Source organism: Haloarcula terrestris (assembly GCF_031624315.1).
Classification (GTDB): Archaea; Halobacteriota; Halobacteria; order Halobacteriales; family Haloarculaceae; genus Haloarcula; species Haloarcula terrestris.
On the sequence record NZ_JAMQOM010000003.1, the window covers coordinates 119,969 to 133,097 of the forward strand.

At 63.6% G+C, this 13,129-nt stretch carries 15 protein-coding genes; 7 read left to right on the forward strand and 8 right to left on the reverse strand.

Annotated features, from left to right (window positions below; genetic code table 11):
- Positions 1-20 precede the first annotated feature (20 nt).
- The 3 genes from NDI54_RS07690 to NDI54_RS07700 form a co-directional block, all read right to left on the reverse strand.
- Positions 21-1,388, reverse strand: a complete 1,368-nt coding sequence (locus NDI54_RS07690) for a phosphopentomutase/phosphoglucosamine mutase (protein WP_310895874.1) — start codon at positions 1,386-1,388, stop codon at positions 21-23.
- A 130-nt stretch (positions 1,389-1,518) separates the two neighbouring features.
- Positions 1,519-2,241: an archaeal proteasome endopeptidase complex subunit beta gene (psmB, locus tag NDI54_RS07695; protein WP_310895875.1), complete on the reverse strand. Its 723-nt coding sequence runs from the start codon at positions 2,239-2,241 to the stop codon at positions 1,519-1,521.
- 93 nt (positions 2,242-2,334) lie between these two features.
- Positions 2,335-2,505, reverse strand: a complete 171-nt coding sequence (locus NDI54_RS07700; protein WP_310895876.1) for a hypothetical protein — start codon at positions 2,503-2,505, stop codon at positions 2,335-2,337.
- Between the two features lie 274 nt (positions 2,506-2,779).
- Here NDI54_RS07700 and NDI54_RS07705 point away from each other — a divergent pair, with 274 nt between their 5' ends.
- From NDI54_RS07705 to NDI54_RS07715, 3 genes are all read left to right on the forward strand, one after another.
- Positions 2,780-3,151 (forward strand): DUF555 domain-containing protein, encoded by a 372-nt coding sequence (locus NDI54_RS07705; RefSeq protein WP_137682236.1) that lies wholly within the window; start codon positions 2,780-2,782, stop codon positions 3,149-3,151.
- Positions 3,152-3,222: 71 nt separating this feature from the next.
- Positions 3,223-3,765, forward strand: coding sequence for a CBS domain-containing protein (locus tag NDI54_RS07710; protein ID WP_310895877.1), 543 nt, complete (start codon positions 3,223-3,225; stop codon positions 3,763-3,765).
- A gap of 86 nt (positions 3,766-3,851) precedes the next feature.
- The gene (locus NDI54_RS07715; RefSeq protein ID WP_310895878.1) at positions 3,852-4,031 is read left to right on the forward strand and encodes a hypothetical protein; all 180 of its coding nucleotides are present in this window, start codon (positions 3,852-3,854) and stop codon (positions 4,029-4,031) included.
- A 33-nt stretch (positions 4,032-4,064) separates the two neighbouring features.
- Here NDI54_RS07715 and purM read toward each other — a convergent pair whose 3' ends face one another.
- The 3 genes from purM to NDI54_RS07730 form a co-directional block, all read right to left on the reverse strand.
- Positions 4,065-5,075 (reverse strand): phosphoribosylformylglycinamidine cyclo-ligase, encoded by a 1,011-nt coding sequence (gene purM, locus NDI54_RS07720; protein WP_310895879.1) that lies wholly within the window; start codon positions 5,073-5,075, stop codon positions 4,065-4,067.
- A gap of 392 nt (positions 5,076-5,467) precedes the next feature.
- Positions 5,468-6,157 carry a site-2 protease family protein gene (locus tag NDI54_RS07725; RefSeq protein WP_310895880.1) on the reverse strand — a complete coding sequence of 230 codons (690 nt, stop codon included), beginning with the start codon at positions 6,155-6,157 and terminating at the stop codon, positions 5,468-5,470.
- Positions 6,157-7,689 (reverse strand): TraB/GumN family protein, encoded by a 1,533-nt coding sequence (locus tag NDI54_RS07730; protein WP_310895881.1) that lies wholly within the window; start codon positions 7,687-7,689, stop codon positions 6,157-6,159. Before NDI54_RS07730 ends, NDI54_RS07725 begins: the two co-directional genes overlap by 1 nt.
- Positions 7,690-7,936: 247 nt before the next feature.
- Here NDI54_RS07730 and NDI54_RS07735 point away from each other — a divergent pair, with 247 nt between their 5' ends.
- The 3 genes from NDI54_RS07735 (at position 7,937) to NDI54_RS07745 (ending at position 9,276) form a co-directional block, all read left to right on the forward strand.
- Positions 7,937-8,212: a PadR family transcriptional regulator gene (locus NDI54_RS07735; protein WP_137682230.1), complete on the forward strand. Its 276-nt coding sequence runs from the start codon at positions 7,937-7,939 to the stop codon at positions 8,210-8,212.
- 56 nt (positions 8,213-8,268) lie between these two features.
- Positions 8,269-8,712 carry an acyl-CoA thioesterase gene (locus NDI54_RS07740; RefSeq protein ID WP_310895882.1) on the forward strand — a complete coding sequence of 148 codons (444 nt, stop codon included), beginning with the start codon at positions 8,269-8,271 and terminating at the stop codon, positions 8,710-8,712.
- 108 nt (positions 8,713-8,820) lie between these two features.
- A complete protein-coding gene (locus NDI54_RS07745; RefSeq protein ID WP_310895883.1) occupies positions 8,821-9,276 on the forward strand; it encodes a hypothetical protein in 456 nt (151 codons plus the stop codon).
- A gap of 4 nt (positions 9,277-9,280) precedes the next feature.
- On the opposite strand, the gene NDI54_RS07750 is transcribed toward NDI54_RS07745, so the two are convergent.
- Positions 9,281-9,838 (reverse strand): class I SAM-dependent methyltransferase, encoded by a 558-nt coding sequence (locus tag NDI54_RS07750; RefSeq protein WP_310895884.1) that lies wholly within the window; start codon positions 9,836-9,838, stop codon positions 9,281-9,283.
- 78 nt (positions 9,839-9,916) lie between these two features.
- On the opposite strand from NDI54_RS07750, the gene NDI54_RS07755 reads away from it, so the two are divergent.
- Positions 9,917-10,096 carry an HEWD family protein gene (locus NDI54_RS07755; RefSeq protein WP_310895885.1) on the forward strand — a complete coding sequence of 60 codons (180 nt, stop codon included), beginning with the start codon at positions 9,917-9,919 and terminating at the stop codon, positions 10,094-10,096.
- 128 nt (positions 10,097-10,224) lie between these two features.
- Here NDI54_RS07755 and NDI54_RS07760 read toward each other — a convergent pair whose 3' ends face one another.
- Entirely contained in the window at positions 10,225-13,041 is a 2,817-nt protein-coding gene (locus NDI54_RS07760; protein WP_310895886.1) for an oligosaccharyl transferase, archaeosortase A system-associated, read from the reverse strand.
- Positions 13,042-13,129 lie beyond the last annotated feature (88 nt).

Consider the following 13,129-nt stretch of genomic DNA (forward strand, 5'->3'; position numbering starts at 1 on the left):
AAATTCTGTCGGTCTCGGGGTCAGGCGTCGGCAGCGCTGACAGCCCCGACGGCGTCGCGGACTGCTTGGGTCGTTTCAGCTACCAGTGCGTCGATGTCGTCGCTCTCGGCGTAGACCCGGACGTACGGCTCGGTGCCACTCGGGCGGACGAGCGTCCACGATCCGTCGTCGAAGGAGAGGCGGATACCGTACTCGGTCGAAACGTCGGCCTCGGGGAAAGCCTCGGGGAGACTAGATTCGAGCCGGGCCATCGTCTCGGCTTTGGCGTCGTCCGGGCACTCGACGCTCACCTTCTCGTAGGGCCGCTCGGAGATGACGGCCCGCCGGTCGGCGACGCTCTCCGCGGCGAACAGGCGCGTCAGCACGGCCGCGCTGGCGACGCCGTCGATCCAGCCGCCGAATGCGGTGTGGACATGCTTCCAGGGTTCGGCGGCGAAGACGACCTCGGTGTCGTCGGTCGCGTCCGCGCGAACGTCGGCGATGCCGACGTGGAGCGAGCCGAGGTGGATGCGCTCGACGCGGCCGCCGGCGGCCTCGACCCGCTCGTCGATCCGACCGGAGGCGTTGGGCGTCGTCACGACGACCGGGTCCGAAACGTCGGCCGCACGCGTGTAGTGTTCGGCGAGCATCGCCAGTATCGTGTCCTCGTGGATGACATCGCCGTCGGAATCGACCACGACGATGCGGTCGGCGTCGCCGTCGTGGCCGAACCCGAAGTCGGCGTCGGTGTCGGCCACGAACCGCCGGAAGTCGGCCAGCGTCTCCGGCGTCGGCTTGCTCTCGCGGCCGGGGAAGGTCCCGTCGACGTTTGCCTCTGTCGCCAATACGTCGGCACCCAACTCCCGGATGACCTGCGGCGTTGCGACGCTGGCCATCCCGTTACCGCAGTCGACGGCGACTGTCAGCCCCGACGGGTCGCCGCCGAGCGATTCGGCGTAGTCGGCGACAGCGCCTCGGTACTCGTCGAGGTAGTCGACAGATTCGGTATCGCCCCAGTCGCGCCAGGCCGCCGGTGTGGAGCCGGCCTCGATTCGCCCTTCGATGCGGGTCTCGTCGTCGTCACCGTACTCGGTGCCGTCGGTGAACACCTTGATACCGTTGTCCGTCGGCGGGTTGTGGCTCGCGGTGATCATCACGCCATGTCGTCCCTGTGAGGCGTACGCCAGCGTCGGCGTCGGCACGCGGCCGATTCTGACGACGCGAGCGCCGGCGCTTTGCAGCCCCGCGGCCATCGCATTGGCGAGCGCTGGCGAGGTCACACGACCGTCGTACCCCAGTACGAACGTCTCGCCGTCCTGGCCGGTGGCCTGCCCGACACGTAACGCGAGGTCCGGCGTCACCTTCGATACGACATCACCGCGGATCCCCGCGGTCCCGAACAGTTCCATACCGGCGATGCGGAAGCCGACCGTATAATTCTCTCGTTCGCACGTCAGTTCAGGGTCGGCGTGTGGACGCTCGGTCGAGCACCGTGGCTGTCGTCGGAGACAAACGTCGGAAAAACTGCGAAGAGCCCGATTACAGCAGTTCCTCGAAGTCGTAGCCGTTGATGTCGACGCCCTCGCTCGTGACATCAGCGAGGTAGATACCGTTGCCGGAGCCGGTGTCGCGCTCGGCGGCGGCGTTGATCGAGGCAGCGGCGACCTCCTTGGCCTCCTCGTTGGTCATATCTTCCTCGTAGCGGTCTTCGAGGGTCCCGTAGGCGACGGTGAGCCCGGAGCCGGTGACGGTGTAGTCGTCTTTCATGACGCCGCCGGCCGGGTCGATGGAGTAGACGTGGTGGCCGTCGTCGTCGACGCCGCCGAGGATGGGGTTGATAGCGAAGAAGGGGCCACCGCGAGCGAAGTTACCGGCCAGCGTCGAGAGGGCCTTCATGCTGATGTCCTCGCCGCGTCGGGCCTCGTAGAGGTTGACCTCGGCGCGAAGCGTCCGGATGAACGACTGTGCGCCGCCGACGCTGCCGACGAGGGTCAGCGCCGCCGTCGGGTGGATCTGTTCGACCTTCTGGACGTTCTTGTTCGAGACGAAGCGACCGCCCAGCGAGGCGCGCATGTCCGTCGCGATGACGACGCCCTCGGACGTGCTGATGCCGATGGTGGTCGTCCCGGTCTTGTTCACCTTCTCCGAATCCTGTCCGGACTGTTCGGGGAGCTCGCCGACTTCGGGCGCGTACGGGTCGCTCTGGAACTCGTCAGCAGCCTGGGGTCCAGAAAGCTCCGGCCCCGGAGTCATATCTCGCATTACCGTCCGATACCAGTCCGGCGCTGATAAAACCTCTTTTTGTGGTGAGCCTGACCGCCACCGTTCGGCCAGGTGTCTGTCGGCTGTCCCGCCTTACGCGCTCGCCTGGTCGTATGCCTCGTTGAGTCCCGACACGGCCCGGTCTATCGGCAGTCGGAGGCCGAACTGCTCCGTGACCATCGCCACCGGCAGCAGCATGATGCCCAGCAGCAGGGTGAGTTGGTACAGTGCGAACAGCGTTGCGGTATACAGTCGAGCTACCATCTTCCTCGGTCCATCCAGAGTGAGTCTGGTATATAAATCTTGTCGCCGAATTTCAGTTATTTATTATCGATTATGAAGAAAAAATCGGGCCGCAGTCTTGCGATTAGCGTAAAACTCTGAGATACCCAACCGCTACCGGAACGCAACCCCGAACTGACATAATGGGGGCGTGAGGCAGGCGGCTGGTTCGCATAAGTTATAGAGATAGTCGGGGTGACGTGCGCACCGGGGGCGAATCAAAACTATCGAATAGTCGGACCACGAGAGCTAGTGTATGAACTACCTCGTGGCGATGGAAGCAGCCTGGCTGGTTCGTGACGTAGACGACATCGACGACGCTATCGGTGTAGCAGTGAGCGAAGCGGGGAAGCGCCTCAACGAGGCCGAGATGGACTACGTAGAGGTCGAGGTCGGCGCGACCGGCTGTCCGGCCTGTGGCGAACCGTTCGACTCCGCGTTCATCGCGGCCGACACGGCGCTTGTCGGACTGGTGCTTGAGATGGACGTGTTCAACGCCGAATCCCCCGAACACGCCCAGCGGATCGCCAAGAGCGAAATCGGCGGTGCGCTCCGGGATGTGCCGCTGAAAGTCATCGAGGTATTCGAGACCGAAGCCGACGAAGACGAGGCCGAAGCCGAGGCGTAGACCGTTCTCCACCCGATTTGCTCACTTCGGTAGCCGTTGGCTTTTTATATTACCTGCGGTAATTGCTGGATATGGATTTACCGACGCCGCAGGACCTGCGGGAGCGCCGGAACGAACTCGGGCTGACCCAGAGCGAACTCGCAGAGCGGGCTGATGTCTCGCAACCGCTCATCGCCCGCATCGAGGGGGGCGACGTGGACCCGCGGCTGTCGACGCTCCGACGGATTGTAACCGCGCTCGAAGAAGCCGAGGGCGGCATCATCAAGGCCCGTGACCTGATGAACGCCCCCGTCGTCGGCGTCGCTCCGGACGACTCCGTCCACCAGGCCAAAGAGCTGATGGACGAGAAAGGCTACTCGCAGGTCCCCGTCATTCGGGACGGGGCCCCACAGGGGCTCATCGGGAACTCCGACATCCGCCAGCGCCCCGAGGAGAACGTCGGCGAACTCCCCGTCGCCGAGGTGATGAACGAATCGATTGCGACCGTCGAACCCGATGCTCCTATCGACGAAGTCGACGCCTACCTGAACCACAATGCTGCCGTGATGGTCGTCGAGGACGGGGAAACTATCGGTGTCATAACGGAAGCGGACATCGCGCGTACGGTCAGCTAACTCCAATTCTCGGAAACGGAAACAGCGATAGTGGCTGCGTACTCCCCGTAGGAGGGGCTTAATACCGAAAACAGTGTCAGGGGTATATGTCTATTCTCACTAACGAAAGATATAGCGACATGCCAAACCCCAGCGACCCACTGTATGCCGAACTCGAAAAGGCCCTCGAGAACGCTGAGTCCGAGGCGGCCAGATACCACATCCGCCAGGCGCTCCAGATTCGGATCGCGGAGGAGACCGCGGGCAAAGACATCCTCTCTGCCTGAGTCCGCCCGACTGTTTTCTATCTCTCCTGTCGCTCACTCGGTCAGCTCGAGACCCCGAATCACGACTGCCTCGTCACCCTCGGCAACCGTGCCGATGACGCGAGCGTCTTCGCTGTCGGCGACGATCTTCTCGGCGTCGACCTCGGGGACTGCAGCCACGAACCCGGTACCCATGTTGAACGTCCGGTGCATCTCCTCGTCGGTTACCTCTCCTTCGTCCTGAACGAACTCGAAGACGGGCTGGGCTTCGAAGGGGTCCGTGATCTCGTACCGGTAGCCCCCCATCCGTGTGAGGTTCGTCCAGCCGCCGCCGGTGACGTGGGCCGCGGCGTGCGTCTCGCTGGCCCGGAGCGGTTCCAGTACCTCGCTGTAGATCCGCGTCGGCGTCAACAGCTCTTCTGCGATGGTCCTGTCGGGGCTCGGCGGGAACGGATCGGTGTACTCGTGGTCGCGCGTGACCGCCTCGCGTGCGAGCGTGAGACCATTGGAGTGGATACCCGAGGATGGCCAGCCGACGATGGCGTCGCCTGGCTCGGCCTCGCCGGGGAAGACGGCGTCTTTCGGGGCCAGCCCTGCGCAGGTACCGGCGATATCGAGTCCCTTGATGACATCCGGCATCACTGCGGTTTCGCCGCCGACGAGCGCCACGCCGGCCCGTTCGGCACCCGTCTGGAGGCCAGCGCCGATGTCCTCGCTCGTCTCCTCGTCCGGCGTCTCGACGGCGAGGTAGTCGACGAACGCCACCGGTTCGACGCCGGCCGCGATGAGGTCGTTGGCGTTCATCGCGATGCAGTCGATGCCGATAGTCGAGTAGTCGTTGATGGCCTCGGCGACGAGGAGTTTCGTGCCAACGCCGTCCGTCGCGAGCGCGAGGTACTGGTCGCCGATGTCGACCAGCCCGGCGTAGTCGCCCTCGAACTCACCGGCCGCGCCGATGAGCGCCTTCGTTGCCGCCTCGCTGGCGTCGATGTCCACGCCAGTTTCCGCGTAGGTCAGTCCCTCCTCGCCCTCGGCGTCGTCAGCAGATTCGGATTCGTCGGTCATACCCGAGAGCGCGCGTGGCGCGGGCAAAAGAGCGTCGTTCCGGCGTAAGTGACGGTGTGTGATTAAGAGAACTAGTGTGCGAATAGCCAGAAAGCCCCCGTTCTCTTGGCTCCCGCGGCTCGCTGCGCTCCAGTAGGTGCTTACGTCGCCGAGGTTCGCCAAGAGAACGGCCCCTTTCAGCCCCACCCATACTGGATGACCAACCGGCTACGGGTGGGGCTGAAAGGGGCGACTGGCTGAACGACAGCGGACGAAGCAAGGACCGCAACGGAGTGAGGACCGCAGCGAGGTCCCCGAGTTCAGCCAGTCGGGGCTTTCTGGCTCTTTGTGTCTGTTTCTGTTAAGCCAAACATGACCGTGATGACGGTAGCCTGTTCAAGTACCGCCTTAGCTCAGGGCATCTGTGGGAGGAACAGCAGTCCAACTATTCCGAGCAGAATCGACGGAACCGCCACGAGGAGGAACACCGGCGTGCTCCACTCGCGGACCGTCCGGCCGTCGAGCGGGCCGAAGGGCAGCATGTTGAAGCCGGCCAGCAGGAGATTGATCTGCAGGCCCATCTGCGCGACTTCCCAGAGGAACCCGCCCGTGCCCGACAGTAGCGCCGAGACGAATGGGACGAGAAAGACGACGGCGAGCGCGAGGTTCGTCACCGGCCCCGCGACGGCGATGAGGCCGTGTTGTTTGGCCGTGAGGCGGCCGCGGTGGACGACCGCGCCCGGTGCGGCGAACAGGAAGCCGACGAGGCCGCCCAGAACGGCGAACCCGAGCATCTTGTAGTCGGCCTTGAACGCGGCGATCTGGCCGAAGCGGACGGCGACGACCTTGTGGGCCAGTTCATGCAGCAGGAAGCCGATGCCGACGGTCAGCAGGCTGACCGCGAACGTACTGATGATTTCGGCCGTGGACAGCCCGCCGAACTGGAGGAAGACGATGCGTCGGAACTCCCGTTCGAGGAAGAAGGTAAACGCCAGTCCGAGCGCGAGCCAGGCGATGAGGAGGTCCCGGAGTTCGCGCTGGCTGAAGGTGAGACCGCCGACTGTCTGGCCCCCGGTGGCGGTCCGCTGTGATCGTCCAGCCATCAGAGCACCCCCACAAGTATCTGCGTCCCTTCCCGGACGCCCTGCCAGAGGAGCCGCGAGACCCCCTCCATCCCGCCGATGTCCGAGGAGATGTACGGCAGCAACAGCGGGAAGACGACGTAGGAGGCGATTGCGCTCCCGACGTTCGTCAGGGCGACGACGAGGATCAGCCGGAACAGCGGAACCTGCCGCATGCGGTTGACGAGGTCCAGTATCGGCGACTCCTGGTCGTTGAGGATCTCGTTGAGCGTTCCGATATCGCTGATGTTCACAGAGATATACCGGAGTTCGACGTAGCCGGCGAACCAGCCAGCCGCGAGCAGCGGAAACAGGCTCGTCAGCCAGCCGAAGGCCCCGGCTGCGATGGCACTCGACCAGTGTGCGCCGGCCACCTTTGCCAGCCCGCCGGCCAGCACGGCGTTGACGACGACCAGCGCGACGAACAGCCGCAGCAGGACGGCCTGGCTCGCACCGCCGAGAATGAGCAGCCCGAAGAAGACGAGGAAGACGACGCCGAAGCCGTAGCCGATGAGTTTGTACAGCGACACGCGACGGCCGCTCTCGGTCCCAGTGAGCGACTCCATCGGTGGGAGCGTCTCCGGGTTGTCGAGATAGCCTTCGATGCCCTCGCGGTGGCCGGCCCCGACGACGGCCAGCACGTGATAGCCGGCCTCGCGGAGCGCAACGAGACGGTGCGCGATAAACGCGTCGCGTTCGTCGATCAACGCCTCCGCGCCGCCGGGGGAGAACTGGCGGAACTCCTCCATCATCGCGCTGACCACGTCGGTGTCGGTCAGTTGTTCCATGTCGAACTCCTCGACATCGGCCTCGCTGCGGAACCGGGTCAACAGTGCGGCGATTGGAATTCCGATGCCAGCCGCCACAACACAGATGAGCAACAGTGTATCGAGCAAGCCCTCGACCGCCCCGGCGAGACCGCCGGGCAGGATGCCCGAAAGGGAGCCGCCCGGAACGATAAACGGGCCACCGAAGGCCCCGGCGACGACGGCGAACATCCCGCCCAGGACGGCACCGACGGTCACTCCGACCGTCAACGGCGGTCCCATCTCGGCTGCGAGACTGCCGATAAGCTTCAGTTTCTCGACGGCCGTCAATCGCGCCCAGAACCGCTGGACGGTCGTCTGGATGTCCCGGTCGACGAGCGCGACCCCGAGGCCCAGCCGTTCAGCGGTTTCGATCCCCGCCTTCATATCCGCGCCCGGCTCGATATCGAACCGCTCGCCGAGGCGGGTCTGGATGTACGACAGCATCCAGTAGGCGAGGAACTGGAAGACGGTGTTCCCGCGAAGGAGGTCGCTCGCGTCGAGGTCGTCGGGCGTCTCGCCCTTGATCTGGCGATACCGGCCCTCGTCGAGTTCGACGGCGACGATGTCGGGCTCGGCCTCTTCGATCGCTGATTCCACTTCCTGCACGCTGTGCTCGGAGACGTGAGCGGTTCCGACGACATCGACGCGCCCGGACCCTGACGGCTCCGGGAACTCGTCTGCCGCCGACTCCGCGTGTTCGGTCATCACCCGCGTTACACATTCGTTTCCTTTACCCTTGTCGGGTCCAGTTTGCTACCGGGAAACGGCGGGGAAAATCATGTTCGCAGCATTGTATGTCTTCGTCAAACACCGAAGCTATTACCGACTGTCCTGTTAATACAGGCACAGATTTTGTGGTAACTACAGGACGGTGCCGGGATTCGGTGAACCCTGATTATCCCCCCGATTCAAAAGACTGATATGTATGGGGTCAAACTGTCTCGGATATACGATGTATGACCTGACCGGATTCCAGCGGGACCTGCTGTACGTCATCGCAGGGCTGGACGAGCCCCACGGGTTAGCGATCAAGGAAGAACTCGAAGACTACTACGAGAGCGAGGTCAACCACGGCCGATTGTATCCGAACCTTGACACGCTCGTCGAGAAGGCGCTTATCGAGAAGGGCGAACGCGACCGCCGGACGAACTTTTACACGCTGACCAAGCGCGGCCAGCGCGAACTCGACGCCCGGAAGGAGTGGGAAGCGCAGTACGTTTCCGCATAACCGGTTTTTGCGGTCCGTTCGATAGACTCAACCCAGGCCCTGGCTAACCTCGGGCCATGCCGACGGTACTGGAAACCTATATCGAGAACCGCTGGATGGTCCAGCCCAACCACTCGAACCATCTGGGGGCAACACACGGGGGAAACGTCCTGAAGTGGATGGACGAACTGGGGGCGATGTCGGCGATGCGCTTTGCCGGCGAAACGTGTGTCACCGCCCGAATGGATCAAGTGAACTTCAAGCGGCCGATACCTGTCGGTGACACGGCACTCATCGAGGCGTTCGTCTACGACACCGGCGACACGAGCGTCAAGGTCCGTCTCCGGGCCGCCAGAGAGAACCCGAAAACCGGCGAGTCCGAATCGACGACGGAGTCGTATTCGGTGTACGTCGCCGTCGACGAGGACCGGAATCCGGTTTCCGTTCCGGACGTGACCGTAGAAACCGACCGCGGCGAACGACTGCGCCAGCGCGCCCTCGACGGGGAAGCGAAGCGCTGACACTGGCGGCTCCATCAGGGAGAACACTGCAACTCGGAGTGGCGAATCTCTTCAGGCAATCACAGCCAACAGTATGACCTTTATTCCGCTCCCCCACCTACAACGACTATGACACTCGATGTCGAGACGCCGACGCGACCCGAACTTTCCACCGGCGTCGCTGCCGACGAGTACGACGACGCGGAGGTGCAGGGCGACGAATACCGGCGCGAGGAACTCGCCGAGGCCCTCGATGACGGCGCGTGGGCGGACGCCTTCGAGCAGTGGGCCGCGAACGCGTCACTCGATGCCGACCAGTGGAAAATCGTCACCGACCTGGACCTCATCGCGGAGTTCGACTTCTTCTGGGACTCCTTCGCGGGCCGCGTCGGCTACCACGCCCCGGGCCTGCCCGAGGACTGGCGCGAGCGGGAGATCCATCCGGACATCGATTCCTGGGGTACCGTCTCGGGTATCAACGCCGGCCTGACCGAGTTCGGCCAGGTCGTCTGTGAGGTGCTGGCCGACGAGTACATCGACTGGGAGGCCGAGGAGGTCGGCGCGGACGACCTCCCGGACTTCTGAAATCTCACTCCGACAGCACGCCCTCTAGCACGAACGTCTCCCGTCTGTCCTCCGCTCGACGCACCTCGATGCCGGCGTCGGTACAGAACTCGACGGCGTCGTCGGCCGCGTACCGCTCCGAACGGGGCGCCCCCTCGTTGCCAGCGCCCGCCTGCGTCCAATCGGCAATAGCGACCCGTCCACCCGGGACAAGTGCGTCCGCCACGGCTTCCATCGCGGCTGGCGATGCGAATTCGTGGAACGTCATCGTCGATACGACGGCATCGAGCGAGTCCGAAAACGGTAGGCTCCCGATGTCGGCCGTGACCGGCACGACGTTGCTCGGTAGCCCCTTTTCACGATAGCGCTCGTGCATCCCCGGCTGCACGTCGAGGGCGTACACGCGCCCAGCAGCGGCCGCGACGTGGTCGGTGTAGAACCCCGTGCCGCTCCCGAGGTCTGCCACGACCGTCGATGTATCGGGGTCGAACAGCGCCAGCAATTCGTCGACCGAGAGGTACTCGTACCGGCTCGCGTCCTCCAGTTGCGCCGCCCGGTCAACGTCGAACGTGTGAAAGCCCATCGACCATCGGTTCGGGGCCGACGGGCAAAACGGTCAGGGACCGGCAGCCTGATAACGACCCACGCGCTTGCACCAGGTATGGCTGAAATCGTCACCCCACGCAAGCGGGAGTGTGAGCGATGTGGGCGGGTCGACGAGTGGGACCCAGAGCGACACAGTTGGCGTATCGTCACCGAGGACGACACCAAGCAGTCGGGCGACCCCCACTGTCTCCACGAGTGGGACATCAACGGGACGTTCAATCCGCTAGCCGAGTGATCGCTCGGTCTTCTGCTGTTGTTTCTTCTGAGCAGATAGGTCCCCGGTAGATCGGGTCTCACACAGGAAACGCGGAAAATCAGTTGCGTCGGATAGCCGGTCGGACAGCGACGAGTGGTCGCTATTCGCTACGTTCCAGCCTGAGCCGCGTCCGCGGTCACCGGAGCCCGCGATTCGCCGCTGGTCACGTTGCCGCCCTGCTGGATCGTTATCGGCTCCAGCTCGACGGTTGCGGCGGAGTCGTCCTCGCCGATGACCTGTCCCTCGGTGACATCGGTCGTCCCGATGAAACTCGTCCGTGTTCCGTTGTTGGTCCCGACCGCCGAGAACTGGTACTGGCTCTCGGCACGCACACTCACGTTCGTGTACCCTTCGTCCGTGCCCCATTCCTCGTACCCGGTGGTTGAGTAGGGAACCGTCATCTCGAAGTTCCCGTTCTGGTCGGTCTGAGCCTGCTGGCGGTAGACGAACGTCTTGTTCGTAGCCGGGTTGCGCATTTGCACGGCGGCCCGCACTGTCGCGTTCGCCGGCCCGGAGCCTTCGACCGTCGCACCGGGCACGCGCTCGAAGATTTTCGTCCAGGCGGAGTGCTGATACCGCGGACTGTCCGGGAACGCTTCGGTGTCACTGGAGCCGACTAAGCGGTAGTGCTCCATTGCGGGCACCCGTTCGCTGGGGTTGTCGCCGTACCCGCCGATCTGGGATGTCGTATCGCTCTGGACGTACTGGCGAGCCTGGTCCATGCTCTGGAACTGGCGGTAGACCCGGCCCTGCTGTTGCCCTTCCGGTTCCTCTTCGTTTGTCGGCGCGCCGCGGTACTGTGCGCCTTGACTCGTCTCCTTTACCTCCCAGTCGACGACGATCGGCTGGGGTTCGGCTGCGCTCCCGTGGAACCGGTACAGCCGCGTGACCATCGTTTCGTAGTAGGCCTGCCGTTGGAACGTTATCGACCGGAGGCCATTGCCCTGGGGGACGTACATCCGAGTGTAGAAATCACTGGTCTGGACTCCGTCGACGAAGGCCGGTGGCGCGAAGAACTTCCCGCCGATGTTCCCGTTCGTTTCGGCCATTAGCCAGTCGACAGCGACGTACCGGGTCTTCGCGTCATCCTCGTCCGTACTGTCGAGGATATTGTTTGCCTCCGTTTCGTTCTGTGCGATCAGGAACGGCGCGGCCGTGTCCGTTCCCTGCTGGAACGGGTTCGCGTTCGGGACCCGTTCGGCCCTAGTCGTGATCCAGTGTCCGTAGTCCCACCATGACAGGACGCCGTACTGACCCTCCTGGTAGTCGAAGTCCTCCTGTTGCTGATAGGTGCCGTAGTAGTCGAGTGTCGCCGAACCGCCGGAGCCGTACGCCCCTTCTGCGGGCGTGTTCGCCTCCATCCACTGGAGGCTCTCGTCCCAGTTCTGAATCCCCGGTCCGGGACCGGTAGAGCCTGCTTCGACCGGTGCCGTGCCGAGGGCAAACAGCGGGACGACGATGACGATAATCACCGCGAGAATCGTCAGGACCTGATAGTACTCGATGCCGTCGTCAGCGCTGAAATCGAACCAGACGATGAAGCGACTGACGAGCATCCCCGACAGCACTGCGATCGGCGCGACGAGGTAGTACGCGAACCGCCGCTGAGTGAACGTCGCGGACAGAATGAACAGGGCCCAGACGACCACAAGTAGCTCTTCCGCGGGAGCGTCGTCGGAGAGGAACTGCTTTCCGAGCAGGATGAGGCCGGCGATCCCAGCGACGACGGCGGCAAATCCGTGTCGGTTGAACAGGACACCAGTGTCCCGAAGCGGTGAGGCTTCGCCGACGGTATCAGCCGATTCGCTGATCGAGAACCCGATCACTCTCATTATGTTTTGCGTGAAATATCCCCACAGGTCCGGGGTCAACACCGCCATCAGAACGGCCCCGAGAGCGAGGATCCCGAACACGGTCGCAGGATACGTGTACGGACTGTACTCGCGCTGCTCCATAACTCGGGCCAGCCACGCCATGAACACACAGCCGAGACCAACAGCCAGCGCCAAGCCCGGCTGTAGCAGCGATTGCTCTGTTGCTGTGATCTCTAGGACGTTGATTCTGGATGCACTCAACACGGCGGTCGTCGTCATCGTAATCGCACCAGCGATGGCCGTGTGTTCAGGGCTGCTGTCGTGGATGTACTCCAGACACAATCGGACCAGGAAGAAGACGCCGAGGATGCCGAGGAGGAGCACACCGGGAGCCCAGGTCCAGAGATACAGCGTAATCGCCACGCCCGCCAGCACGGACCAGCAGATAGTATCCCGCAACGCGTCGATGTCCCGCTCTACGAACTGCTCGTAGATCGGCTTGTCCCGCGCGGCAACGCTGACAGCGACCATGACCCCGAGGACCCCGAGGACCTGAAAGAGCGCTTCAGCGACGTGGTGGTCCGAGAACCCGACGAGACTCCGCTGGAGGAGCGACCCCGTCGAGAACGCGAGCACGGTGACCGCGGTCACACCGCCGATACGGCCGCCGAGTCGCCGCCCGAGGAAGTACGTCGGAATTGCCACGAGGGTACCGAACACAGCCGGTGCAAACAGCAGCGTCATGGCGATCGTCTGGTCGCTGGGGGAACCGAGACCGACAATCAGGGCGACTGTCGCGACGATCTGGTCGAACAGCGTTCCGAACTGTCCGTTAGTAGTCCCGTACGGGAAATACGTCCAGGGGTCAAACGGCATTGTCGCAGGCCAGTTCTCGACGACGTACTTCGTCGAACGGTAGTGATACCAGGCGTCGTTTCCGCTGAAAAGCACCTCGCCGTCAACGATGAAGTTCTGCCAACTCTTGACGCGATTCCACAGCATGAACCCGAGCAGTACCAGGAGGACCGGAACGTGGTACCAGCGCTCGACCCACTCCAGGGCGGACTCGAGTTCGGGGTTGTCGTCAAGATAGCCCCGTGATTGACTCATTGCACGGAAAAACTGCCAAGGCGCGCATAAGCCTTTTGACCTCCGTACGAACCCAGGATGGAAACGCCTAACAGCACCGCTGGCACAC

What these genes read in the sequence shown, in the direction of transcription:
- NDI54_RS07690 (WP_310895874.1), bottom strand. Translation starts at nt 1,388, where the DNA reads ATGGAACTGTTCGGGACCGCGGGGATCCGCGGTGATGTCGTATCGAAG.
- psmB (WP_310895875.1), bottom strand. Translation starts at nt 2,241, where the DNA reads ATGCGAGATATGACTCCGGGGCCGGAGCTTTCTGGACCCCAGGCTGCT.
- NDI54_RS07700 (WP_310895876.1), bottom strand. Translation starts at nt 2,505, where the DNA reads ATGGTAGCTCGACTGTATACCGCAACGCTGTTCGCACTGTACCAACTC.
- NDI54_RS07705 (WP_137682236.1), top strand. Translation starts at nt 2,780, where the DNA reads ATGAACTACCTCGTGGCGATGGAAGCAGCCTGGCTGGTTCGTGACGTA.
- NDI54_RS07710 (WP_310895877.1), top strand. Translation starts at nt 3,223, where the DNA reads ATGGATTTACCGACGCCGCAGGACCTGCGGGAGCGCCGGAACGAACTC.
- NDI54_RS07715 (WP_310895878.1), top strand. Translation starts at nt 3,852, where the DNA reads ATGTCTATTCTCACTAACGAAAGATATAGCGACATGCCAAACCCCAGC.
- purM (WP_310895879.1), bottom strand. Translation starts at nt 5,075, where the DNA reads ATGACCGACGAATCCGAATCTGCTGACGACGCCGAGGGCGAGGAGGGA.
- NDI54_RS07725 (WP_310895880.1), bottom strand. Translation starts at nt 6,157, where the DNA reads ATGGCTGGACGATCACAGCGGACCGCCACCGGGGGCCAGACAGTCGGC.
- NDI54_RS07730 (WP_310895881.1), bottom strand. Translation starts at nt 7,689, where the DNA reads ATGACCGAACACGCGGAGTCGGCGGCAGACGAGTTCCCGGAGCCGTCA.
- NDI54_RS07735 (WP_137682230.1), top strand. Translation starts at nt 7,937, where the DNA reads ATGTATGACCTGACCGGATTCCAGCGGGACCTGCTGTACGTCATCGCA.
- NDI54_RS07740 (WP_310895882.1), top strand. Translation starts at nt 8,269, where the DNA reads ATGCCGACGGTACTGGAAACCTATATCGAGAACCGCTGGATGGTCCAG.
- NDI54_RS07745 (WP_310895883.1), top strand. Translation starts at nt 8,821, where the DNA reads ATGACACTCGATGTCGAGACGCCGACGCGACCCGAACTTTCCACCGGC.
- NDI54_RS07750 (WP_310895884.1), bottom strand. Translation starts at nt 9,838, where the DNA reads ATGGGCTTTCACACGTTCGACGTTGACCGGGCGGCGCAACTGGAGGAC.
- NDI54_RS07755 (WP_310895885.1), top strand. Translation starts at nt 9,917, where the DNA reads ATGGCTGAAATCGTCACCCCACGCAAGCGGGAGTGTGAGCGATGTGGG.
- NDI54_RS07760 (WP_310895886.1), bottom strand. Translation starts at nt 13,041, where the DNA reads ATGAGTCAATCACGGGGCTATCTTGACGACAACCCCGAACTCGAGTCC.